Annotated in this window: 23 protein-coding genes and 2 tRNA genes; 13 read left to right on the top strand and 12 right to left on the bottom strand. The window is 45.0% G+C overall.

Annotated elements, in window-relative coordinates; genetic code table 11:
- Window positions 1-640 precede the first annotated feature (640 nt).
- A tRNA-Leu gene (locus B7L70_RS04770) sits at window positions 641-728 on the bottom strand.
- Between the two features lie 175 nt (window positions 729-903).
- Between B7L70_RS04770 and B7L70_RS04765 the strand changes: the two genes are divergently transcribed.
- A complete protein-coding gene (locus B7L70_RS04765; protein ID WP_202908687.1) occupies window positions 904-2,523 on the top strand; it encodes an acyl CoA:acetate/3-ketoacid CoA transferase in 1,620 nt (539 codons plus the stop codon).
- Here B7L70_RS04765 and B7L70_RS04760 read toward each other — a convergent pair.
- The 4 genes from B7L70_RS04760 to B7L70_RS04750 form a co-directional block, all read right to left on the bottom strand.
- The gene (locus B7L70_RS04760) at window positions 2,513-3,379 is read right to left on the bottom strand and encodes a translation elongation factor (protein ID WP_081226743.1); all 867 of its coding nucleotides are present in this window, start codon (window positions 3,377-3,379) and stop codon (window positions 2,513-2,515) included. The genes B7L70_RS04765 and B7L70_RS04760 overlap by 11 nt on opposite strands.
- Before the next feature lie 58 nt (window positions 3,380-3,437).
- Window positions 3,438-5,351 (bottom strand): aldehyde ferredoxin oxidoreductase family protein, encoded by a 1,914-nt coding sequence (locus B7L70_RS04755; protein ID WP_081226742.1) that lies wholly within the window; start codon window positions 5,349-5,351, stop codon window positions 3,438-3,440.
- Between the two features lie 92 nt (window positions 5,352-5,443).
- Window positions 5,444-5,564, bottom strand: a tRNA-Pro gene (locus tag B7L70_RS13275).
- Between the two features lie 112 nt (window positions 5,565-5,676).
- Complete coding sequence (locus B7L70_RS04750) at window positions 5,677-7,002, bottom strand: (Fe-S)-binding protein (protein WP_081226741.1); 1,326 nt, start codon at window positions 7,000-7,002, stop codon at window positions 5,677-5,679.
- 162 nt (window positions 7,003-7,164) lie between these two features.
- Here B7L70_RS04750 and B7L70_RS04745 point away from each other — a divergent pair, with 162 nt between their 5' ends.
- Both B7L70_RS04745 and B7L70_RS04740 read left to right on the top strand, forming a co-directional pair.
- Window positions 7,165-7,566 carry a 30S ribosomal protein S8e gene (locus tag B7L70_RS04745; RefSeq protein WP_081226740.1) on the top strand — a complete coding sequence of 134 codons (402 nt, stop codon included), beginning with the start codon at window positions 7,165-7,167 and terminating at the stop codon, window positions 7,564-7,566.
- 119 nt (window positions 7,567-7,685) lie between these two features.
- Window positions 7,686-8,000 carry a signal recognition particle subunit SRP19/SEC65 family protein gene (locus tag B7L70_RS04740; RefSeq protein ID WP_081226739.1) on the top strand — a complete coding sequence of 105 codons (315 nt, stop codon included), beginning with the start codon at window positions 7,686-7,688 and terminating at the stop codon, window positions 7,998-8,000.
- Here B7L70_RS04740 and B7L70_RS04735 read toward each other — a convergent pair.
- Both B7L70_RS04735 and B7L70_RS04730 read right to left on the bottom strand, forming a co-directional pair.
- Window positions 7,993-8,292, bottom strand: a complete 300-nt coding sequence (locus tag B7L70_RS04735) for a hypothetical protein (protein ID WP_081226738.1) — start codon at window positions 8,290-8,292, stop codon at window positions 7,993-7,995. The genes B7L70_RS04740 and B7L70_RS04735 overlap by 8 nt on opposite strands.
- Before the next feature lie 39 nt (window positions 8,293-8,331).
- A complete protein-coding gene (locus B7L70_RS04730) occupies window positions 8,332-8,700 on the bottom strand; it encodes a hypothetical protein (RefSeq protein WP_081226749.1) in 369 nt (122 codons plus the stop codon).
- Window positions 8,701-8,812: 112 nt separating this feature from the next.
- On the opposite strand from B7L70_RS04730, the gene B7L70_RS04725 reads away from it, so the two are divergent.
- Complete coding sequence (locus tag B7L70_RS04725; RefSeq protein ID WP_081226737.1) at window positions 8,813-10,186, top strand: bifunctional hydroxymethylpyrimidine kinase/phosphomethylpyrimidine kinase; 1,374 nt, start codon at window positions 8,813-8,815, stop codon at window positions 10,184-10,186.
- A gap of 24 nt (window positions 10,187-10,210) precedes the next feature.
- Here B7L70_RS04725 and B7L70_RS04720 read toward each other — a convergent pair whose 3' ends face one another.
- The 3 genes from B7L70_RS04720 to B7L70_RS04710 all read right to left on the bottom strand — a co-directional run bounded on the left by B7L70_RS04720 (window position 10,211) and on the right by B7L70_RS04710 (window position 11,314).
- Entirely contained in the window at window positions 10,211-10,519 is a 309-nt protein-coding gene (locus tag B7L70_RS04720; protein ID WP_081226736.1) for a hypothetical protein, read from the bottom strand.
- Between the two features lie 177 nt (window positions 10,520-10,696).
- On the bottom strand, window positions 10,697-10,852 hold the full coding sequence (locus B7L70_RS04715; RefSeq protein ID WP_081226735.1) for a 50S ribosomal protein L40e: 156 nt from the start codon (window positions 10,850-10,852) through the stop codon (window positions 10,697-10,699).
- A 138-nt stretch (window positions 10,853-10,990) separates the two neighbouring features.
- Complete coding sequence (locus B7L70_RS04710; RefSeq protein WP_081226734.1) at window positions 10,991-11,314, bottom strand: AbrB/MazE/SpoVT family DNA-binding domain-containing protein; 324 nt, start codon at window positions 11,312-11,314, stop codon at window positions 10,991-10,993.
- Window positions 11,315-11,443: 129 nt separating this feature from the next.
- Here B7L70_RS04710 and B7L70_RS04705 point away from each other — a divergent pair, with 129 nt between their 5' ends.
- Entirely contained in the window at window positions 11,444-12,034 is a 591-nt protein-coding gene (locus B7L70_RS04705; protein ID WP_081226733.1) for a MarC family protein, read from the top strand.
- Between the two features lie 59 nt (window positions 12,035-12,093).
- On the opposite strand, the gene B7L70_RS04700 is transcribed toward B7L70_RS04705, so the two are convergent.
- Window positions 12,094-14,061, bottom strand: coding sequence for a S8 family serine peptidase (locus B7L70_RS04700; RefSeq protein ID WP_081226732.1), 1,968 nt, complete (start codon window positions 14,059-14,061; stop codon window positions 12,094-12,096).
- Between the two features lie 154 nt (window positions 14,062-14,215).
- Here B7L70_RS04700 and B7L70_RS04695 point away from each other — a divergent pair, with 154 nt between their 5' ends.
- The 6 genes from B7L70_RS04695 to B7L70_RS04670 all read left to right on the top strand — a co-directional run bounded on the left by B7L70_RS04695 (window position 14,216) and on the right by B7L70_RS04670 (window position 19,757).
- Window positions 14,216-15,439 (top strand): MFS transporter, encoded by a 1,224-nt coding sequence (locus B7L70_RS04695; RefSeq protein ID WP_081226731.1) that lies wholly within the window; start codon window positions 14,216-14,218, stop codon window positions 15,437-15,439.
- Window positions 15,440-15,681: 242 nt separating this feature from the next.
- Window positions 15,682-16,932: an NRAMP family divalent metal transporter gene (locus tag B7L70_RS04690; RefSeq protein WP_238376106.1), complete on the top strand. Its 1,251-nt coding sequence runs from the start codon at window positions 15,682-15,684 to the stop codon at window positions 16,930-16,932.
- A gap of 50 nt (window positions 16,933-16,982) precedes the next feature.
- Window positions 16,983-17,381: a metal-dependent transcriptional regulator gene (locus tag B7L70_RS04685; protein ID WP_081226730.1), complete on the top strand. Its 399-nt coding sequence runs from the start codon at window positions 16,983-16,985 to the stop codon at window positions 17,379-17,381.
- A 56-nt stretch (window positions 17,382-17,437) separates the two neighbouring features.
- Window positions 17,438-18,343, top strand: coding sequence for a branched-chain amino acid transaminase (locus tag B7L70_RS04680; protein ID WP_202908686.1), 906 nt, complete (start codon window positions 17,438-17,440; stop codon window positions 18,341-18,343).
- Between the two features lie 57 nt (window positions 18,344-18,400).
- A complete protein-coding gene (locus tag B7L70_RS04675) occupies window positions 18,401-18,712 on the top strand; it encodes a DUF2250 domain-containing protein (RefSeq protein WP_101940234.1) in 312 nt (103 codons plus the stop codon).
- A gap of 37 nt (window positions 18,713-18,749) precedes the next feature.
- Window positions 18,750-19,757: an MFS transporter gene (locus B7L70_RS04670; RefSeq protein WP_101940233.1), complete on the top strand. Its 1,008-nt coding sequence runs from the start codon at window positions 18,750-18,752 to the stop codon at window positions 19,755-19,757.
- Here the strand turns inward: B7L70_RS04670 and B7L70_RS04665 are convergent.
- Window positions 19,748-19,930, bottom strand: a complete 183-nt coding sequence (locus B7L70_RS04665; protein ID WP_202908685.1) for a hypothetical protein — start codon at window positions 19,928-19,930, stop codon at window positions 19,748-19,750. The genes B7L70_RS04670 and B7L70_RS04665 overlap by 10 nt on opposite strands.
- A 211-nt stretch (window positions 19,931-20,141) precedes the next feature.
- On the opposite strand from B7L70_RS04665, the gene B7L70_RS13270 reads away from it, so the two are divergent.
- Together B7L70_RS13270 and B7L70_RS04660 are read left to right on the top strand one after the other, a co-directional pair.
- On the top strand, window positions 20,142-20,306 hold the full coding sequence (locus tag B7L70_RS13270) for a hypothetical protein (RefSeq protein ID WP_162009097.1): 165 nt from the start codon (window positions 20,142-20,144) through the stop codon (window positions 20,304-20,306).
- Window positions 20,293-21,690: a hypothetical protein gene (locus tag B7L70_RS04660; protein ID WP_143701536.1), complete on the top strand. Its 1,398-nt coding sequence runs from the start codon at window positions 20,293-20,295 to the stop codon at window positions 21,688-21,690. Before B7L70_RS13270 ends, B7L70_RS04660 begins: the two co-directional genes overlap by 14 nt.
- Window positions 21,691-21,768: the final 78 nt, after the last annotated feature.

Here is a 21,768-nt window from a genome sequence, read left to right as displayed (position 1 = left end):
ATAATAACTATGTAAGCAGAAACTCCGCCCTGATAATCATAAATCACGCATTTTTCATTTCTAAAATATCTATTTCTTATTGTGTATCTGAAGCATAAATGCTGCCAAAATTAGTGTAATTGCGATGACATAAACGACCAATGAGTATGCATGATAAGGGTTGGGTATGGTAATGGTGATCACACAGCGTTGAATATGTGGCTTTACCGTGTTGATACGACTCGCTATTATTGTTATGTATTGATTACTAAATACCTTCGTTATTAATATAAGGGCTGTTGCTAAGGTGATGATAATTATACGCCATACAGTACTGTTCCTATAAATAATCAGAAGTACAAGGAGTATTATAGTGATGGGTAAGATAATAACCGGTATGTAGACCGATATAGGTATGCTCGTAATACCTGAAAATAAATTTAGCATATTATCGTGATACGTACCACTAACGCAAACGATATATCTCAATATTGATACCACACGATAAAAAATCCCAAGCACGTGCCTATTTCTCGGACTTCTTTTTAAGCGCTTTCAATAACTATAAAAATGTGCCCTTAATCAGTCTTATATTATTAATTTTAACTAATATACTCATTTATACATGATATAGCAATATATAATAAAGAATATCAACCCCTGGTGCGGGGGGTGGGATTTGAACCCACGCAGGCCTTCGCCAACGGGACCTAAACCCGTCCCCTTTGACCTGGCTCGGGCACCCCCGCAGGTCTTGTTGTACATCGCAGACTTTTAACTTTTTTGTCCTGGTTTCCATGAATCTCCAGATATTCATTTGTTTAATTTCATATATCTTTATTCGCATGTAATTTGTCCAGCATATATGCAAAAAGTGCATCTTTATGAAGGTATTAAATTTCAAACCTACGAGCTTCTTAATTGATGAGAAAGGTTGTGGATGTTAATGATGCCTTGGATTTCATCAAGGATGGATCTGTCATTGCGGTGTCTGGCTTTAACATGGCTACGACGCCTGAGTATCTACTCTTAAAGCTTTATGAAACGTATCGAAATACTGGTCATCCGAGGGACTTATTCTTTGTTGCTGATTCCTTACCTGCGGCTAGGAATCGCGCCCTTGATCTCGTGGCTAAGTTGATGATTGAGGATAATGATTTCGGTTTCATTAGGGGCTTTATGCTAACATTTCTTGGTGTTGCGCCGAACTTGCAGAGGCTGGTTATTGAGAATAGGGTTGAGGCGTATGCATTCCCAATAGGTGTTGCCACTAGATGGTTTAGGAATACAGCATCTAGAACGCCCACAATTACGAAGGTGGGGCTTGGCACATTCCTGGATCCTAGGCAGGATGGCGTTTACCTTAATGACCTAGCCAGGGAGAGAAAGACGTGTAGTGTGGATGTGATTAGTATTAATGGTGATGAGTACCTAGTGTACAACTGCCCAAAGCCCAATGTGGGTCTTATACGTGGTAGTGCGGCTGATGAGTACGGTAATTTATCAATGAGCGAGGAGGCAATATATGGCTCGGTTTTAGCAATAGCACAGGCCGTTAAGGCTCAACCAAATCCAGGTCGGGTCTTTGCCCAGGTACTATACGTGAGTAGGTTTATCAGCCCTAGGGATGTGCATGTGCCGGGTCCGTTAATTGACTACGTAGTATTATCACCGCCAGAACACCATACACAATCAGCCAGTATTAGGTATGATCCAAGTGTATGTGGTCGTGTTTTGCTAAGCAATGTGTGCCTGCCTAGTAATGATAAATTGAATTTTGAGTATGTAATTGCTAGGAGGGTTGTGCTGGAGTTCGTTAGTCTCATTGAAAAATTGGGCAGACCAATCGCAGTGAACCTAGGTATTGGCATACCTGCCTTAGCAGCCAGGGTAATAATGAGTGAGAAGCTAGAGGACTACATAGTCATGACAATAGAGTCGGGCCCGTGGGGAGGTGTGGCACTTAGTGATGATGACTTTGGAGTTGCAATATCCCCAAAGGCAATAATACCAATGCCTGACCAATTCATAATATATGAGGGTGGCGCGATTGATGTAGCATCCCTAGGCTTCATGCAGGTTGGTCCTAGGGGCGATGTTAACCCCAGCTTCCTACCGGAGAGGGTTACAGGCCCTGGCGGCTTTCCGGTAATAGCCCATGGCTCGCCAAGATTGTATTTTGCGGGTGCATTCACTGCGGGTAAGAGGGATATCATCATAAGCAATGATAGGCTTATGATACTAGTTGATGGACCAATAATAAAGTTTGTGAATAAGCCGTACAAGATTGGCTTTAATGCCGAGCTTGGGCTTAAGATGGGTAAGGAGGTCATGTACATAACGGAGAGGGCAGTCTTTAGGTTAACAAATGAGGGTCTCGTACTTGAGGAATATGCGCCAGGTGTTGATATTGAGAAGGACATACTGAGTAAAATGGAGTTTAAGCCGAGAATATCGAGGAATTTACATCCAATGGATGAATCAATATTTAGGGAGGGTGAGGTGGGATTTAGGAAGCTCGTTGAGTATGCAATTAGGCACTAATGTCCACATAACCCATGATCCTAGGTCTCCTAGGCTTTGCATTTACATTAATCACTAAAGCCCTACCATTAACCAATGGTAATTCCTTACTAAGCCTTACCTCACCATTCTCAAGCCTCCCCATAACCTTTATACCGTTGAAAACCACATGAACCTCTCTCGCATCATCACTCCACCTAAACTTGGTAAAATTATTTATTGAGTCCACAAACTTAGTGCCAGGCTTAACAAGTGCCTGCATGTCCTCCACATCCTCAAGCCTAACGTTCCTAAGGGCTAACCCAACACGCGTACCGGGCATTACCTCCTCCTGGTCATCATCAAGTACCTGTATGTTCCTTACCTCAACCTCCCTATTCATTGGATACGCAATGAATTTGTCGTGAACAGCTACCCTAGTTAATGCATAACCCAGTGCCACAACACCAACACCCCTAACATTGAAGACCCTATCGACAAAAATCAAGCCCCTATCCACCACGTCAACATCAAACTCCTTAAATTCAGTAGAAACGAACCTGGATATACCAAGTTCCTTAAAGAACTTCATAAACATCTCAACATCGCTCGTAAGCACAACGCCAGGTACGTTAGCAGCCTCGGCAAGTAATGCCAACTCGCCCTCAATCCAGGTGAACCTCGACATGCTCAGGTAGAAGGAGCTGGATATTGAGAGAGACCTCGCCACCTCGAGGATACTATCGATACCCGGTATTAATATGCTTCGAACCATATTACCAATCTTTCTGTAATAAACCCTTTCCTCAGTCCTATCCCTCTTACCGAGCATTGATGCTATGTTGATGGCGTCCTTCTCCTCTGACGATAGTACAGTAATTATACTTCCTTTAAGCACGGAGCATAGGGTGAGAATGGTTTGTTTTTAAAACTATCGTAGTATGTAGGTAAAACTATCATGGCGGTAATATTGCTAGTACGTCACTGGCTATTTCGGCTAGCCCAAGCTCTTCAACGGTCTTTCTCCTTGGATAACCAGTGGCTGGATCCCAGCCCAGGGTTTCCCAATACTGAGCCCTCATTCTCTCCACATCCTCCTCAGTCAACTTAACATTGGCTAATGGACCCTCCGGGAACGGTTCAAGGACACGCTTTGGTAGTCTGAAATCACGGGCTGGGTTTACGCCCTCTCTTACGTTGAATAGCTGCCTAAGTGTGTGTATCCTATGCCCAACCCTCAGAAGCTCCTGCGGTGTGTACTTAATACCCGTAACAGCGTATATCAAGTCGATGTAGGGTAAGGTTCTGTAGATTACTTGGGAGGCAAATTGGCAGAAACCAAGTGAGTTCTCGACTTGTGTTGACATAGCAATTATGGCAGCTTTACGTCCCTTATCAGCATAATCATACTTAGGTGATGCGCCAAGATCCACGCCTATATCGAATGGCGCCCAGAGTCTCTTACCGCCCTCACCCCACCAGTGAACACCGCCAGCCGTATGCCTGCCTGGGGTTGGGTCGCCAGTATATGTTATGGCTAGCCCTGGCAAAAACTGTGGATGGTGCGCTGGTAATTCCTGACCACCAACGTGCATTGCGTATTGCTCGGCGCCCCTGCCTATCAACTCCGCAGCCCTCTTTACCCCCTGCCCAAGAATCTTCCCAATACCCTCAGCCTTACCTATCAACTCAACGAGCTTAACAACAGCGTCAGGGTCACCCCACTTAAGTGGGAAGCCAACATCCTTCTCCGTGAGTATGCCCTTCTCGTAAAGCTCGAAGGCAAAGCCCACGACATTGGCTGTTGATATCGTGTCTAGACCATACATGTTACATAACTCGCCAGCATAGACCACGGAGTCCTGGTCGGCATTAAGGAGGGCTGGTCCAAATAGTGATGCTGTTTCGTACTCAAGCCTGTGCCCATTCTCCACAAGACCATACCTTGTCTGCCTCCTAATCCAGGCGCCACAAGCCACGGGACAGCTTGCACACCCATATGGTTTAACATTGTCCTTGATTACGGTGTTTGTGCCGAATAGCTCAAGGTTCTTAGTCCCATAATCCCTGACGCCAATACCCGCCCAGTTCTTTATTGGTGCGTCTCCGGATAATACGCTGGTGTCCAGTGTCGATATTGTGCCGTACTTATGCCAAATCTCGTAAGCCTTAGCTCTAGTCGTCCTTAATGCATCAAGCATCTCCTTTATCTTCTGCCTAAGTAAATCACGATCATGAATTTCGGGCTTCTTATCCCCAACAGCCACTATCGCCTTCAACTTCTTACTACCCATGACCGCGCCCAATCCGGACCTACCGTATGCCCTACCGCGCTCATTAATTATAGCTGCAATCAACTGAAGTCTCTCGCCCGCAGGACCGATACTAACTACCTGGGCGCCCTTATACCTACTCCTAAGTTCATCCTCAGTCTCGCCGGTGGTTTTACCCCACAGATCCGTAGCAGGTTCTATGTGTATATCGCCATTATTGATTAAGATATAGACGGGCTTATCTGCAACACCAGTTACGAATATTGCATCAAGACCAGCCTCAAGTAGTTTAGGACCAAACCTACCACCTGCATTGGAGTCGCCCCAACCACCAGTTAATGGTGACTTACCAACAACCATGGATCGACCGGTCATGGGGATATTGGAGGCATTAAGGAGACCGGAGATTATACCAAGGATATTGCCTGGACCAAGAGGATCAACCCGGGGCTTCATATGCGTGTAGAGAAACCATACACCTAGGCCGTAACCACCAAGGAAATCCCTATACACCTCATCAGGAATTTGTATCTTCTTAACATCACCACTTGATAAATCGACAAAACCCACAACACCATTAACACCCTTTATGGTCACGCACCATACCTAAACAAGTATGAATATAAGCATTACCACAAACTTATTTTATATGTACCATCAACTTACACGTTTATTTCATGAAAAATTCTTGGTGGGGCCGCCGGGATTTGAACCCGGGATCACTCGGGATCCCGTGGCTTTGAGTCTCCCTGAACCCACATGGCCGACCAGCCCGAGCCGAGCATCCTAGCCAGGCTAGACTACGGCCCCTAACTCCTGTTGTTACCTTGGGTTTTAAGGTTTTCTTCATGTCCATTAATTAACGTGGTAGTACTATGGACTTGGTCATTACTAATCCTAAGTCTGGGTTTATCTAGTTTGATTATGTGATTAGTGCTTTATACACGAGATCCATAAGCCCTATGAATGCTACATCCTTGCCATAAGCCCTGTTTAGTTTTGGTAATACCCTATCCATCTGCAGTTTACATGCTGCGCAAGGAACCACTATGTAATCTGCATTCTTCGTAAGAGCTTTTTCGTACCAAAGCCTCGCGTATTTAATCGATAGATCCTCCATTTCCTTTGCAAGCATACCGCTGGTTCCGCCACAGCATATTGCCAATTCTGGTTTTTCATTCAGGTATGAGTAATTATTAGCGACCTTAGAAAGTATGAACCTTGGTTCACGGACTAAGTCACCACCTCTGGCGTAATGGCATGGATCCATGTACACGTACATTGCGTTGCCGTTTAATGACCTATCAATTTGAATAAAGCCTCTTTTTATGGCATCCGCTGCGAGGTAGAGTATGTGTGTGCCCTCGATACCGTATTCCCGAAGTCTCGGTATTATGTAATTCTTAAATACTCTCCATCCATGACCGCACTCGCTGGCTATTACGAGTTTGACGCCTAATCTTCGGGCCTCATTGACTATTCTCTCAGCTATTAGTTTCATGTGCCTTTCATCGAGGAACAAGCCGTAGTTCGTTATATCGGGTGCCCCTGTGCTTATTGTGAAGTCTATGCCCAACTTATTGAGTAGCAGTACGTAGCCCTTGAACGTGTTTATAGCCACCGTGTAATCCGCGCATGCTGAGGGTAGTAATAGGGCGTAGGCTGGCTCGTCAATCTTAACCCTAACCTCAACACCCTTCTCAGCCCTTATCTCGTCAATTATATTATTAATTATTGATTTTAGCACATCAGGTGGCAAACCGAGGAAGTTACCCGTAGTCTCTAGATTATCTATTACACCGGCGACATAGTGTGGGGCTAAACCTATCTCGTATAGGATTGATCTTATTGTTCTCGAGACGTCACCAACATCGATGCCCATGGGGCAAATCCATGAACACCTCCTACACGTTAGGCACTGCCAATAATACGTGTACGCATCACTAAGAATTTCTGCACTCACCTCATTATTGATTATTGCCCTAGCCAACCTCAACCTGCCTAGTGGTGAATTGTTTATATCGCCCGTGGATATGTATGCAGGACATACAGTTAAGCATGCGCCGCATTCGATACATAGGTCTAGGGCTAACTTGAGGTTTCTATTCTCACGATACCTCCTCATGAAAGCACCTCTTAGGTAGTTAGCATCATGCAGATCACGTGAACTAACCCCAATCCTACTATGCAATTCCTCTATTAATTCCATAGAGGCATACTCATGCCTGTACCCACGTAAATCCTTCATTACACCTTACTAAATGTAAAAACAATGGCTAAAAGCACACAATATTGATGCAGAATTTGCACTCCCTCATCAACGAACCTATGCTCATTATCATCCCTGGGAATACGCCAGTAGTTATGGGGCAAAATCTTTTAAAGTCATTACATACGTTGAGTTATTTTCGTGGTAAAACTGCTGAGCTTTTACCAGGGTAGGGATAGTAAGAAGCCAAGTGGTGGTTATAGGGCCAGGCCGTATAAGGTTAAGAGAAAGGCGTTGGGCGGTGGTCCGCCTACAAACACCGCATTATCGGACACCGAGGTTAGGAGGATTATAAGGGTGCTTGGTGGCAATACTAAGGTTAAGGCTGTTGCGGTTCAATACGCCAATTTGTACATACCTAGCGAGAGGAAGGCTGTGAAGGTTAGGATAGTCAGGATCGTGGAGACACCGGCAAATAGGGAGTTGGCCAAGAGGCAGGTTATTGTTAAGGGCGCGATAATAGAGACTGAGAGGGGTAGGGCTGTTGTTACGTCAAGGCCCGGCCAGGATGGAATTGTTAATGCTGTATTGATTGAGAAATGAAACCTTAATGACCTCGATAGACCTCCCCAGTAATTTATGCATATTACTTGCTTTTTAGGTAGGGTTGAATTTCTGCCACATCAATGCCCTTTTATACCCCTGACTAGATCTTACCTATGATGGATAAGGAGGGTTATTGGATCATTTGGACCGTTTATTTTGATTTAAACAAGAGTAGGAGAGATGGTAGGAAAGTCCCTAGAAGTATCGCCATTAAATCGCCTACAATCGATGAATTGGTGAAGGCTGCCAGCAACCTAGGCCTTGAGTTTGAGGTTTATGGTGATAAACGGCATCCAGCCAATTGGTTTGATGGGCCTCATGGTTACATAGCCATTAAAAAGAGGGAGGGATTTAGGAAGAGGGGGCTTGTCAGGGCTATAGCTAAGGAGTTAGTACGAATTAGGCAGCAAGCATCAAAGAGCCCTAATTAATCATACTCATTGCAAGTTTTATGTGTATTAAATCATTTACCGCCTTGAATAGTGATACCAACAACTCACCACCTGCCGGTAGGTTTAATAACACCCTCATTAGATCCTCGGGCGTACTTACTTCTGATAGATCCTCATTGGTTATTATTGACGCATTAAATTCAATATTAATATCACCAGTGTTGCTGGGTGTTATTTTCAATTCTACATTATCCCCATAGTCCTTGACCCAGGAATCACCACTTCTCCTAAAGCCCAAGTCCCTTAGGATGTTAATCAATATTTCTGACATATGTGACATTTGAGTTTCTGCCTTATATTAATTGCTCACTCACAAATGGGCTATTACTATGGCTAATAGCGCCAATAAGATCGCAGATATGACCAGTCTCCTGCCTCGATATGGACTAACACCACTAAGCCACAGGAAGCCACCAATTATCCCAAAGAGTATGGCGAGCACCTCGGATGCATTGTAGATTACGTTCTTTAGGAAGTTTGTGAATGATATTAGGTTAGCCAACGCCGTGTTTATGACGTCCTCTGTGCTGTTAGTTATTGAGTTCATGAAATTATTTATTGTGTTTGTTATGTTAGTGGCTGCGTTGTTTATATCATTGGTGCCCTGTGCTGCATGCACTATGATTGGTGTGACTAATGTTATTAATATCACAAGGAAAATCTCCAACGCCCTCCTCATGCTCATCACCATGAAATTATTCACCAAGACGATTTATTAATTACTTTCAGTGACCCCTCTCCTCCATTAATAAAAGCTTTATAAAAATGCAATAATTAAATTATTTTTCAGTATGAAAATACCAAGGGCATTAACAATAGCTGGGTTGGACTCGAGTGGTGGGGCCGGTATTACGGCAGACATAAAGACATTCCATGCACTTGGGGTTTACGGCATGGTTGCACTAACTGCCGTCACAGCCCAGAATACCCTCGGCGTTAGGGCTGTTCAGGAGATAGACCCAGCTGTTGTTGAGGCACAAATAGATGCTGTGGCTGAGGATATCGGTGTTGATGCCGCAAAAACAGGAATGCTCAGTAGTTCACCAATAATGGAGGCTGTGGCTAGGGCAGTTAGGAGGTGGGGTTTCCCGTTAGTTGTTGATCCCGTTATGTATGCTAAGAGTGGTGATCCACTCATTAGGGCTGACGCGATGGAAACATTAAAGCGTGTAATAATACCTATTGCCAAGGTTGTCACGCCAAATGCACCCGAGGCATCACACCTGGCTGGCTTCCATGTGGAATCCCTGGATGATGCCAAGAGAGCTGCTAAGGTTATTGCCGAGGAGCTTCACCCGGAGATTGTTATTGTTAAGGGTGGTCATCTCACTGGTGATGAGAGCATAGACATTGTCTACTTCAGGGATTCTGGTGAGTATAGGGAATTGAGAGCTCCGAGGATTGAGACCAAGAATACGCATGGGACTGGATGCTCGTTCTCAGCAGCGATAGCCGCAGGACTGGCTAAGGGGCTGCATCCCTGGGAGGCTATTAGGATCGCCAAGGAATTAATAACGACAGCCATTAAGTACTCACTACCTCTAGGTCATGGGCATGGCCCCGTTAATCCAATGGCATGGCTCGAACTAAAGGCATACAGGTTCGAGGTAATTGATGAATTGAATAAGGCCTTAGACATTGTTGGGAGAAACGCTGATTCCATAGGTAATTACATACCCGAAGTTCAGTCAAACCTAGGTTATGCGCTACCCGCCTTCTATGCCAGGGATGCCAGCGATGTTGCCGCAGTACCTGGCAGGATCGTTAAGTACCTCGGTAAGGCCAAGCCCAGTGGACCACCAACATTTGGCGCTAGTTCGCATGTAGCTAGCTACATATTAACGGTAATGAAGTACGACCCAGAGGTTAGGGCTGCCATGAACATAAAGTACGATAGCGAATTGATAGAGAGAGCAAGGAAACTAGGGTTACTCGTTAGTAGCTATGATAGGAGGCAGGAACCACCCGAAATCAAGGCTAAAGAGGGAGCGTCTATTCCCTGGGGTACGGAGCAGGCAATAAAGGCTGTGGGTAGGGTTCCCGATATTATTTACCACCTTGGAGATTGGGGTAAGGAACCTGAGATTGTGATACTCGGCAAGACACCCATGGATGTCATTAACAAATTATTGATGATCATAGGACGCGCCAAGGAAGGCAGTTGATTGTATTATTTGCACCTAGGTATTTTAAACAAGGACTACCTGGAGGTACTTATCACCATGCCTACTAATCCTATACTTACTAACCTTACCATCCCTAAGAACAACAACCTCACCACTAACGTTCCTAGCCACAGGTCTCCAACTTGGTGAGAAGTAGTACTCACTCTTCCTGTACTTGGACTTTGCAAGTGGGTACGCATTGCCATTATATAGGATCACACCAACACTCCACTCAGGGGCTTTATCAACAAGCGATGTGTAATTCTCATTGCCGGTGTCTACGTCGTTTCCCTCGTTTTCAGGTTCTTCCTCGTATCTATCTACGTCTTCCATTACATGAAACACTAACTACCTATTTATATATCTAACCACCTTCATTGATTACCCGCAAATACTCATGTAATACACATTAGTTATCGGACGGGAAGCCTTTAGGTGATTATTCACCCCTACTTACATTAATGAGGCGTGAGAGTAGAGTGATGAGCCACGGTGAAATTAATGACAACATCACTTCTTGAACCTCTTGGGTCTTAAATTCTTGCTCTTGCACCTCCGGCACTTTTCAGCGCCTGGTGGATTCCTTGCCCCACAATTCCTACATATCCAGTAGTTGAATCTGTGCTCAATGGCTATCCTAAGTTTCTCCGGGTCGCTAATTGGCATACGATTTGCGTAATCCACAAAGCCTTTTTATGCTTTTACCCTCACTAGAGCATCAATGTGTTTATATTAATTACTAGCTAGTAGACAGTCCTATGAATCCGCGCATCTGCGATTCACGATAGGTATTATCTACGAAGTTTAGTAATAGGGTTTAATATCGATGACCTTTACCTCATCTAATGGCTTGATGCCGTACTTCTCCCTAGCATCCTTAGGTACTGTGAATTGCCTACTGGCTGTGTTCCTGGTACGTAATAACTTAACCTTCTTCAATGTTATTTCCTGACCAAAATACTCAATTGTTATGTCGGCATACCAAGCATTCTCAATACCCAAAGCCTTAACCAAACTAGCCGGAATTAATACCTGGTAGTTTATGTATATTTTCGTTGTGTACGGTAGTTTGGTGATTACCATACTTCTCCTGACCCTCCTCACTCGAGTAACACCACCAGCTGCCATTTCTAAAAGCAAGACACTAATTTGCTTATTAAAGTTTCTAATGAAAGTTAGAAAAGGTAGGATACAGCAACATCGCAGGTACGAACACGCAGAATCCCTTTTAAAGGGTTTATGCACTTGCATTGGATAATGAGTATTGCAATCGACGTATTAATAATGGTCTCCCAACTAATAGCAATAATAGATCCCATGGGAGCACTACCCCTAATAATGAGCATGCCAAACATTGAGCAGACTTCGGTGTTTAGGAGAGCCCTCAGGATCATAGCTATAGCCGTACCAACCCTATTGATTTTCTTCGCCGTTGCAGGGCCATACATATTAACAGCATTTAATATAAGTATAGCCGACTTCAGGATTGCCGGCGGCATAGTCCTCCTGGTCATAGGTATTGATACACTAAGGGAGGGTGCGCCCAGAACCATGGGCTTAAGCCCTGAGGATTACGTGTTCGTACCAATAGTCACGCCAATGCTTGTAGGGCCTGGAGCTATAACGTCAGTGATGCTCTTCAGTACGTACTATGGACTACCTGAGGTAATAGTTAGTATAGCCATAGCGTCACTCATAACCTACCTAGTCATTAGGTTCGGCCTCCTAATCATGAAGGTGGTTGGGGTCAACATGCTGCGCTTCATTGGTAGGTTCATGAGCCTGATAATAATGGCGTGGGCGGTCTCCCTGATAATACAGGGATTGAAGGAGACAATGCTGATTTAGCACTTAAATGAAAAATAAAGGAAATATTGATTTTAATGGAAGCTATAGGGTAATAAAGCTCAACCAATTTGTATTTGCGATATTATTATGCTTTGCGGAAATCCACTGAGTGCCTGCGCCAATCCGTAGGTGTTTATTTGCCCAAGGCCATCCACAGGGTTCCACATGCCCTGTATTACCCAGTACAGTCCATTCTGGCCGCCCAGTGTTGGGAACATGGCACCGGGTATTCCCGTGTAGAACTGCTGTGTTGGGTATGCACTACCCCAGGCGTAGAATTGTGGATACTCATAGTAATACAGTAGGTATAGGTTCGGCGCCAAATCACCTATTACATACGATTTGCCAAGGTAGCTCTGGATCGTCGCCGTCATGCCGGTCGACAATGGTGTGGCTAGGCTTGTACCTCCTATTAAGTATGGTGGTATCACACCATTGAGTACGATTAGTACTCCGGTGAATGGGTTTGCATCAGCTGCGATGTCTGGGACACCCCTATGTCCCACGGTGTAGAAGTTAATGCCGAGGTCTGGCTCGTAGACGTAGATGTGCTCATAAATTATATGCACTAACGCCTGCCCTGGGGTTTCTGGAAATGCGAAGGAGTAACCACCACCGCTACCCCACATATAATATGCATTCCAATCCCATGCGTACTCAATTCTACTAGTTATCATACTACTAATTATGCCTTTGAGTGTTGTGCCACCTACGCCTGTGACCCATGGGTCGCTGGCTGGATTTAATACGCTGGCTTCCATAGGCATGTTATAAGCTAGCCAGTACGTATCAAAAGCACCCGAATCTCCAGATGCTGCGAATACGCCGATGCCCTCGGCTGCTGCCTGCATGAATATCTCGTCATAGGCATAAAGTAGGTTGTAGGCTGGTGGTGGGTAATAGAACATATCCTCATAAGCACCCCAACTCAGGCTTATGAAGTTGGCTAGGGAGTTATTAACAACGTACTCAATATCAACATACAAATCATCACCCGAGTCTGGGGATATTACGAGGAGTATGTTGGCACCAGGGGCCATGGTGTGGGCATACTCAATATCAAGAGCAGTCTCCCCAGCCCAACCTGCGGCAGTCGATATGTCCTGGGGCGTTAATACCGGAATGCCCGTTGGGTAAATGACCTTGCATTGCGTTGGGCTGTACGGTAAACCAAAGTGTTCACTAAATGTCTCTAGGTCGTTGCATGCCACCGACACGTACTTAGTCGGTACATACCTTGAGTTGAAGGTTGCCTCGTAAGCACCTGCGAAGTCTCCGAAGGCGTCGACAATAGCTATTGTTACGCCCTTCCCTGTGTACCCCGTGTAGCCATTGAATAGTGGTAATTCATCGTATATAAACTCGAGACCCTTTGGTAACCATACTTCAGCCATGCGGTACCTAACCTGTAGGGGTACTCCGTTGATTACTGTTACGTTCGTACTTAACACAGCGTTTACATTCGTCGTATTTAGATAAAGCATTTCATATTGCGGCTTAAATACAGGAGCCTTACTATTTACGTAGAAGTAGCCTATTGGTACGCATTCCCCAGCCAGTATCCATTGGCTTATGTTTGCAGGGGCTGTTTGTAGTGCTGTTAGGAAGTTGTCGACAGAGCTTGCATTTCCGGTTGCCTCTATGAGCATTGGAAATGTGTAATTAACGATTAAGCCGTACTGCGTCGCCAAGTCCTCGATGTACGTGAAGACATAACTAGGCGGTGAGTACCAGGAGGCGAACTGCTGTGGCGTGATGAACTCGTGGAAGTATGGGCTAAATGGGTTATAATACATTTGATTGAGAAGGGAAAGCAAACCATTACTCGTAGTCACATTACTTAACCTCAACCAAACAATGACGTGGGTAAGGTTGGAACCTGAAATGGTGGGAATTATCTCAGTGCACGTAAAGTACTGTGGGGTGCTTGATGGTCCAGGTGGGAGTTGCTGGGCGTTTATTGGTGCCGTTAGTGCTAGTATCAGTGTTGCTATTGCTATTATGAGTATTTTTCCACCGTTTGTCATAGTTCTACTATTTCCTCCTCTCTGTTTTAAACATTTCTCTCAATAATATACATACTTTGATTATTGATTTCCTAATATCGGTGTTTCATTAAATTTTCTATTCCAGATTGGGAAATACTCCTTATTAAGGCTGGGAAATCATCGTTAATGAACAATGTACTTTAGAAGGGTTGGTGGTGTGGGGCTTCTATTGGCTATGGCTAATTCGTTGAGTGGTATTATTTGGGGTGCTAACTCGGTGATGCTCTCGATATACATGCTCAGTATTGGTATGTCCCCAGCATTCATAGGCCTCGTTCTTGGGACATTCTCGTTAATGGGCGCACTTGGTTCATTAATCGTGGGTTACCTGGCCGATTTCATGGATAGGGTTAAACTTTTCATATTATTATCATTAATTAGTGGGTCATTGATACTCCTAATGATTACAGGTGTGCCTATCATAGTTTCTATAGCCTACCTACTCATTGCATTGTTTAATCGATATGTTGTATTGACAGCAATAGTTGGTGAGTATGCGAAGCAGGAAGATATCTCTGATGAGCTATTTAGCCTCTCATCAACCTTCAATGTAGCGTTTAGTGTTGTTGGTTCATTATTGGCAGTACTACCTGGTTACCTCGGGCGTTTTGGCTATGACCTGGTATTCCTGGCAGAGGCGGCGTCTCTATACCTAACGATACCCATGGTACTTAGGGCTGTTAAGTATCTAGATAAGTCCATACTGAATGTTAAGATTGAGAGATTGAGCTTAAGGGATTTGGGTAGATTACGTTCATCCTGGTTGTTAAAAAGGCTTATTCCTGAGGCAATAATAGGTCTTGGTGCTGGCATAATAATTCCATTATTCAGCCTCTGGTTTTACCTGAAATTCCACGTTGATCTTGCAAGCCTAAGTCTCGTGTATGCAATATCCAACGCAACGCTGGCGCTTGGTACGCTGATGGCACCAATAATATCAAGAGCCTTTCGCAGTAGGGTGATTTCTGTAGTCAGTCTTGAGGGTTTAGCCACGGTGGTGTTGGCCGTAATGCCATCAATATACAACTTACCCATATTGCTTACGTTGTTTATAATTAGGAATACGTTAATGAATATGGCAAACCCATTATTAACGTCATTAATTAATGAATTGGCACCTAGGGAGGAAAGAGGTCGTGTCTTTGGCATTTGGAATATGCTATCCTCAATACCCCGTGCAGTGGGACCAGGACTGGGTGGTTACTTAATGGATATTGGTTACCTAGACCTACCACTTTACTTGACCTCAATGCTCTACGCCACAGCAGTAGTTCTATTCTATATATTACTTAGGGATGTTGAGAGGAGGATGGGTGTGGTGTATACGCCCCGTTTTCCCTCATGCCTGCGTCTCTAATCACCAGTCATCCCTTGTCGGGACTGTGCCCCCATCCTCGGGGTATCATCGTTCACCGCCCACGGGGCTGGGCCTTAGGCCGCCTCCTTCACGGCATTCCGCTCAGGCAAGCAGCCAACACCCCAACCGGATTGAGTTTAAAAAACCTGATGGGAAATATCAATCTAAGAATCTCTCGTAATCGATTCTCCCCAGTTGTCTCAGGAAAAATATTAATTAATAAGGCGTATTGTGACTCCGGCGTGAATTTTCAGGAGAGAGTATCAAGGAGTATGAAGGGCATTAGTGACTCACTTAGTATATTGCTTGGACCTGGTTGGTTGGTGATGCTGGCTGATGTAGACGCGCCCAGTATTTTAACGGCTATGCAGAGTGGTTATTACACGGGCCTTGCCATGGTACCGTGGTTATTACTGTTAACAATACCGCTCTATTTCATACAGGAATTAACGATACGTGCGGCTTTAGGTAGTGGTAAGGGTATGGGTACAATACTTAGGGAGGTCTACGGTAGAGGTGTGGCTGCGGTATCGTTAATAGCCATGCTCCTGATAGACGGAGCTGCCTATGTTGGCGAGTATGCTGCAATAGCCGCCATAGGTACACTCTTTGGTATACCAATAACTATTTCAGTGATACTAGTCTTGGCATTCCATACAATGGTGATCCTCATGGGTGGTTCATATAAGAGAATCGAAAATACCCTATTAGTGATATCCGCCTTCATACTTGTTTATTTAGCGGCATTCGTAATAATACCCATAAACTCCCACGGCCTATACTCAGCAATAACCCTAATGACAACGCCCAACTCCTACACCAACACTTGGTACATATCATTACTCACCGCAAACATTGGTGCCGTAATAATGCCCTGGATGCTCTATTACCAACAATCCGCCATTGTAGATAAGGGATTGAGGAGAGAGCATTATACTCACGAGAGGTTTGAGACTGTGATGGGGGCCGTGATAAGCGAAACCCTAATGGTTGCTGGACTACTTGTTGGTTATTGGTTAAGGGTTAGGGAGGGGCTCGTTGATGGGTTTCAATCGGCGTTACTGTCAATTAATAAGGTCTTTGGATCCTATTGGTTCGCTACTGCAGCCATAGGTATGGTTGCCGCAGCCCTACTCGCAATATTCATAATAAGCCTTGGCTTTGCTTACGGGCTTAGTGAATACTTTGGTTGGCCCACGGGACTTAGTAAAAGGCTTTATGAAGCCAAGGGCTTCTATGCCTTCTATGCGATTGAGATTATACCCGCAGCCCTAATAGTACTATTTGCGAGGGAACTTACGACATTGATACTCAATATAATGATCTTCAACTCCATAGTCCTCGCAATACCCACATACTTACTTATTCACATAGTATCGCAAAGGAGAATCGTTGGCGATTACGCAATAGGTAAGGTAAGGGCCTTAATTCTATATGTAGTAACAACCATCATGGTGGCAGCAGGTATTTACGCAATAACCATGATCGCCTAATGAGTAGTTAGGTTAATTAGGGTGTTTGCTAAGTGTAGTAGGGGTTTGGAGTGAGGATATCCAATAGGGAGTTCCTCTATCTATTAGTGATCAAGGGTGTTAATGATAAGGGCTCAGGGGCTACAATCTTTGGTGTGGCGAAGGCCCTCGGCGTATCCACAGCCAGCGCCTATGAGGAGATAAACCACCTAATTAGGAAAGGCTTAGCGGAGAAGAGGGGGGACGGCATCTACATAACGGAGGAGGGCATTAGGGAAATGAATTCGCTGATAAGGGCTCATAGGGTTATTGAAACCCTGCTTGTGAAGGCGGGCATTGACCCAGATAAGGCCTGCGAGCTTGCTAAGATGTTTGATGAAACACTCCCCGAGGAGGTTGTTGAGAAGCTCTATGAATACCTAGGAAGACCTAGCAAATGCCCCCATGGTAGGGAAATACCAAGCACCTAGATAATTAACCTATATATGCGTTAATGCTTAATAGGGAGTTTATTTTCATAAGGCTAATGAGGTATGTATGGGTAAATGGTAAATTAGTCTCCGAAAAAGAGGCCGTAATACCCATACTAACACATGCGCTTCACTACGGCACATCAGTCTTCGAGGGAATCAGGGCCTACTGGAACCCTGACCTAAACAATCTATACATATTCAGAGCTCGAGAACACTACGTTAGATTCCACAACTCAGCTAAGATAATGGGTATAAAGATTGATTATGGCATTGATGAATTAATCGACGCAACCGTAGAGTTGCTAAGGGCTAACGAAGCCCGTGAAGACGTTTACATAAGGCCCATAGCCTTCGTGTCAGCGAGCACCGTGAATCTCGATATCCGGGATCTCGAGGTTACAACGGCAATAATAACCATACCCTTTGGACGATACCTGGAGCCTAAGGGGGTTAGGGCTAAGGTTGTTAGCTGGTTAAGGATTCACAATTCCATGTTCCCAATGCGCGCCAAGGTCGGCGGAATATACGTCAACTCAGTCCTAGCCCTAATGGATGCAAAGAACTCTGGTTTTGATGAGGCAATAATGCTTAATCGTGACGGCTACGTTGCGGAGGGTAGTGGGGAGAACATATTCATTGTTAAGGACGGCGTACTCCATACGCCACCAACGTACGATTCAATACTTGAGGGTATAACCAGGGCTACAATCATCGAGGTGGCGAGGGACTTGGGGCTTAATGTCATTGAGAGGAGGATAACCAGGGAGGAGCTTTACACGGCCGATGAGGTGTTCTTCGTTGGTACGGCAGCCGAGGTCACGCCCGTCGTGAACATAGATGGTAGGGTGATTGGCGATGGCAAACCGGGACCAATAACGCTCAAGATAAGGAATTATTACATGGATATAGTTCACGGTAAGGTGGATAAGTACAGGCATTGGTTAATCCCCGTCTATTAATGTCAAGAGTTTGAATTAATAGACCTTAAATATTCGCCGTAAAAGATAAGAACTGCCATGGATAATGAATTGGCAAGAATACTCATAGAAAGGCGTGAGCTTCTCACAGTTATGAGGCATCTAAAGAGGGCTGGCATTGATTATGGCAAGTCCATATCCAGGAACACAGGGTTGCCATTGCAAAACGTCCTGGAAATCCTTGACGAGCTCGAGAAGTTGGGATTGATAGAGAGGGTTCAGGGCAAGGTTTTGAAGAGGAGTGAGGCTCGTTATAAGTTGAGTAACGAGGTTCGTAAGCATCACGTGTACTATAGATTAAGTAGGCAGGGCGAGCTTATACTCAGAGAGCTCAGGTCCTCAGAGTCCTAGAATGGTTTTTAAGCGCAGCTCTAATTCCCGATTCTTCGTGAACAACAACCGCGAAGTCCTCATCTACGCTATCTCCCTATTCCTAGTAACCTTCGCTGTAAGGGCTGTGAACAACATGGTTGGGACGACAACACCCCTCTTGGCTAAGTATGGGTTCTCATTCTCAAACGCGTTAGTTGGGGTCTTGACGTCGGTTGTGGCGGCGGTTAATTTACTCTCAATAATACTAATCAACGCGAGACTACCAAGTCGCCTAAGGAGAGCATTCTTTATGGTGTCTAACGCAACCATACCAATACTACTCCTTTTATACTACCTCTCCAACTCAGTGGACATATGGGTTATCAGCATAGTCACCGGCTTCGCGTATGGCTTGATCGTACCCAATCTATTGACCTCCGCAAGCATCTTCGGCGACCAAGCAACAGCCGAAAGGCTACTCGTCCTATATACTCTAGCCCTTAGTACAAGCTTGGTTGTCGGCCCATTACTTGAAACATACCTATTGACGCATCTCAATTATAGATCCGTGTACCTACCCTTCATACCACTAGCCGTGCTAGCCCTGGCACTCTCATTTAAGCTAAAATTCCCGCCAGACCCACCACGAAATCGAGGATACTCGGCGATTCACGGTAATGTACTTCGAAATAGGGGGTTGGTCTCTGCGATGTTGGCGACAACAACCTATAGCGTGCCCTTTGCGGTGTTCACAGCCTTTATAGCGATATACGCACAATCAATATACCATGTATCTAAGTACTTGGCTTACTTCTCTTTCGTACCCTTCTTCCTTACCTCATTCCTTACCAGGCTTTACCTAACGGTTAGGGTACCGAGGGGGTTATTTCTGCCCATGTTGATATCTATAACGATAACCATAGTTGGTATATCAATGCTTTATTTATCACCGACATACACGGCATTCCTAGTAGCAATGACATTGCTGGGTGTACCGCATGGATCAACCTACCCATTATCGACACTAATGGTTAGTAGGGGTACGAGTATTGAGGAAAGGAATGTGGCTAATTCCTACTTCTGACTACCAAACTTAAGCCTAACCCAATCCCTTGTCTGTAGGGACCTCCTTACAAAAATTGGTAGATAGTTACCTAACCTCCTAATTTCATCCTTAGCAACCGTATTCCACGCAGGGCATTCCTTATCGATGTATGCACCATCAACGTCATCATAGACGAGCGGGTATAATGACATAGTTGCCGGGATGAGAGAATGGGCAGTCGGTCCTCACGCCAGCACTACCTTTGGTAGTTTCTCTATTATTTGCTTTGGTACGTGTTGTTGTGTTTATTATGGTTGTATATGCTCCTCATAAGTATTGCGTGCATTGTTGGTGTTGCCGTTTTGTGCCTATGTTCGTAGTGCCTTATAAATCTAGTTGTTAAAATGATTGTTGGGTGTGGGTGTGGATTGGCCGCTTGGGTGGTTAATGACGTATCGAGGTGTTGATTGCCAGTTGTGGAGCTTCGTTTACAGTAAGTGCATGGAATCAGAACTTTGCAGCGAGGTGGCTAAAATGCTCGTGGGTGAACTTAGGAAACATAGGTGCTTTGATTATGCACCTAATTAGGTGCTTTGCTGTGGGTGGGTTTAAAATCAATGGGCCGCCGAGGATCGGCAAAGGCCCAATGACTAGTAAGGAAGTCTCGGATACAAGCAACGAAGCCTCCCTGCCCAAACCCACCCAGGCAGGGAGGATAGAAACATGCACCGAGTTGATAAGCAAGGCAATGAAATGCCTAGGCAATGGCGATAAGGATTGCGTCACGAAACTCATTGAGGAGTTGGTAAAGGCAAACTGCCACAACGGCTATGCAGTTGGTAGGGAAATTGCGGATAAAGTTAGGGATGTAGTTCATGAGTTGTGGTTGGTGAGCGATAATGAGTGTAGGTGCGAGTTACTAAAGATACTTAAAGAACTTGGCATAACGAAAAAATGGGTTAGGAATGCAGTACGTACATCACCGCGATATTTAAATGAATATCTTCTTATTAGGTGTAGAATTAGCTGGGAGAACAGGACAACGAGGTACGAAGTTATCAAGAACGCCGAGGACATACTAAGGAGGATAGGTTGGGATGAGATTAGGATGTGCGAGGAGTTGTGGCGATTCGTCGGCGTTGACGTCAATGTGTTTAGGAGATACGGAATAGAGCCGTGTGTTTGGCTAAGCGATTTAGAACTACTGGGCGACTTAAGGAGACCCTATTGGTTTGGAATGGCTGAAACTGATTTGACGATTATGATACGCGGTGGATCGATCAGGTTGGCATTAAGTACTACGAATACTATTGATGCTGTGTTTTTCGTAAAATTACTAGACACGGTCAAGGTAAGCTTAGTAATTGGATGGAAAAGAACGAATCTGCCCGCCATAAAATACGCAGATAAATTAATTTCTTTGGACTACTACGTAAACCTAAGCACTGATAAGTGGTCTTGGCCGATTAAGCTTAGTGCTGACGAGCTCGAGAGGATAATCAAGGGCTTCACCGATGAGGAGCTTGCGGAGTTTGTGGGTGGCGCAATCGATGGGGATGGGAGTGTGCGGTATGTGGAATCCGTCTATGTAGGGATTATGGTTTGTAAAAACTGCCCGAAGAGGGCAATTCTCGATGTGTTAAAAGAAGTCATTGCCAAGAGGTTCGGCATCATTGGCGATATTTATCATTATGAAAGTGAAGATGCCCTAGAATTCCACGGCGAGAATGCTGTTAAGCTGCTTAGGCGTGTTGCCAAGTACATGCACCATCCACTCCGCCGCCTAAGGGCCGAGCTGATTTTGGCGCTTTACGACGGGAGAATAAGCCTTGAGGAGATCGAGAGACTCTATGAGCAGACAGAGTATGAGCGCGGTGCACCGGACGTAAAACGCAACCACGCCCTAGAAGCCCTCGTCCGAGCGGCCCCACAAACCCACACCCACGGGGTTTGGGTAGGCCTCAGTGACTAACCACCTCAGTTCCCATTTTACTCTCATCCGCGTACCAGGGAGTAATAGCCATAGTGGTGCCGGCAATGTTTGGTTATC

The sequence above is a fragment of the Vulcanisaeta sp. EB80 genome, from assembly GCF_002078205.2.
This window is presented reverse-complemented; position numbering and strand designations above follow the sequence as displayed.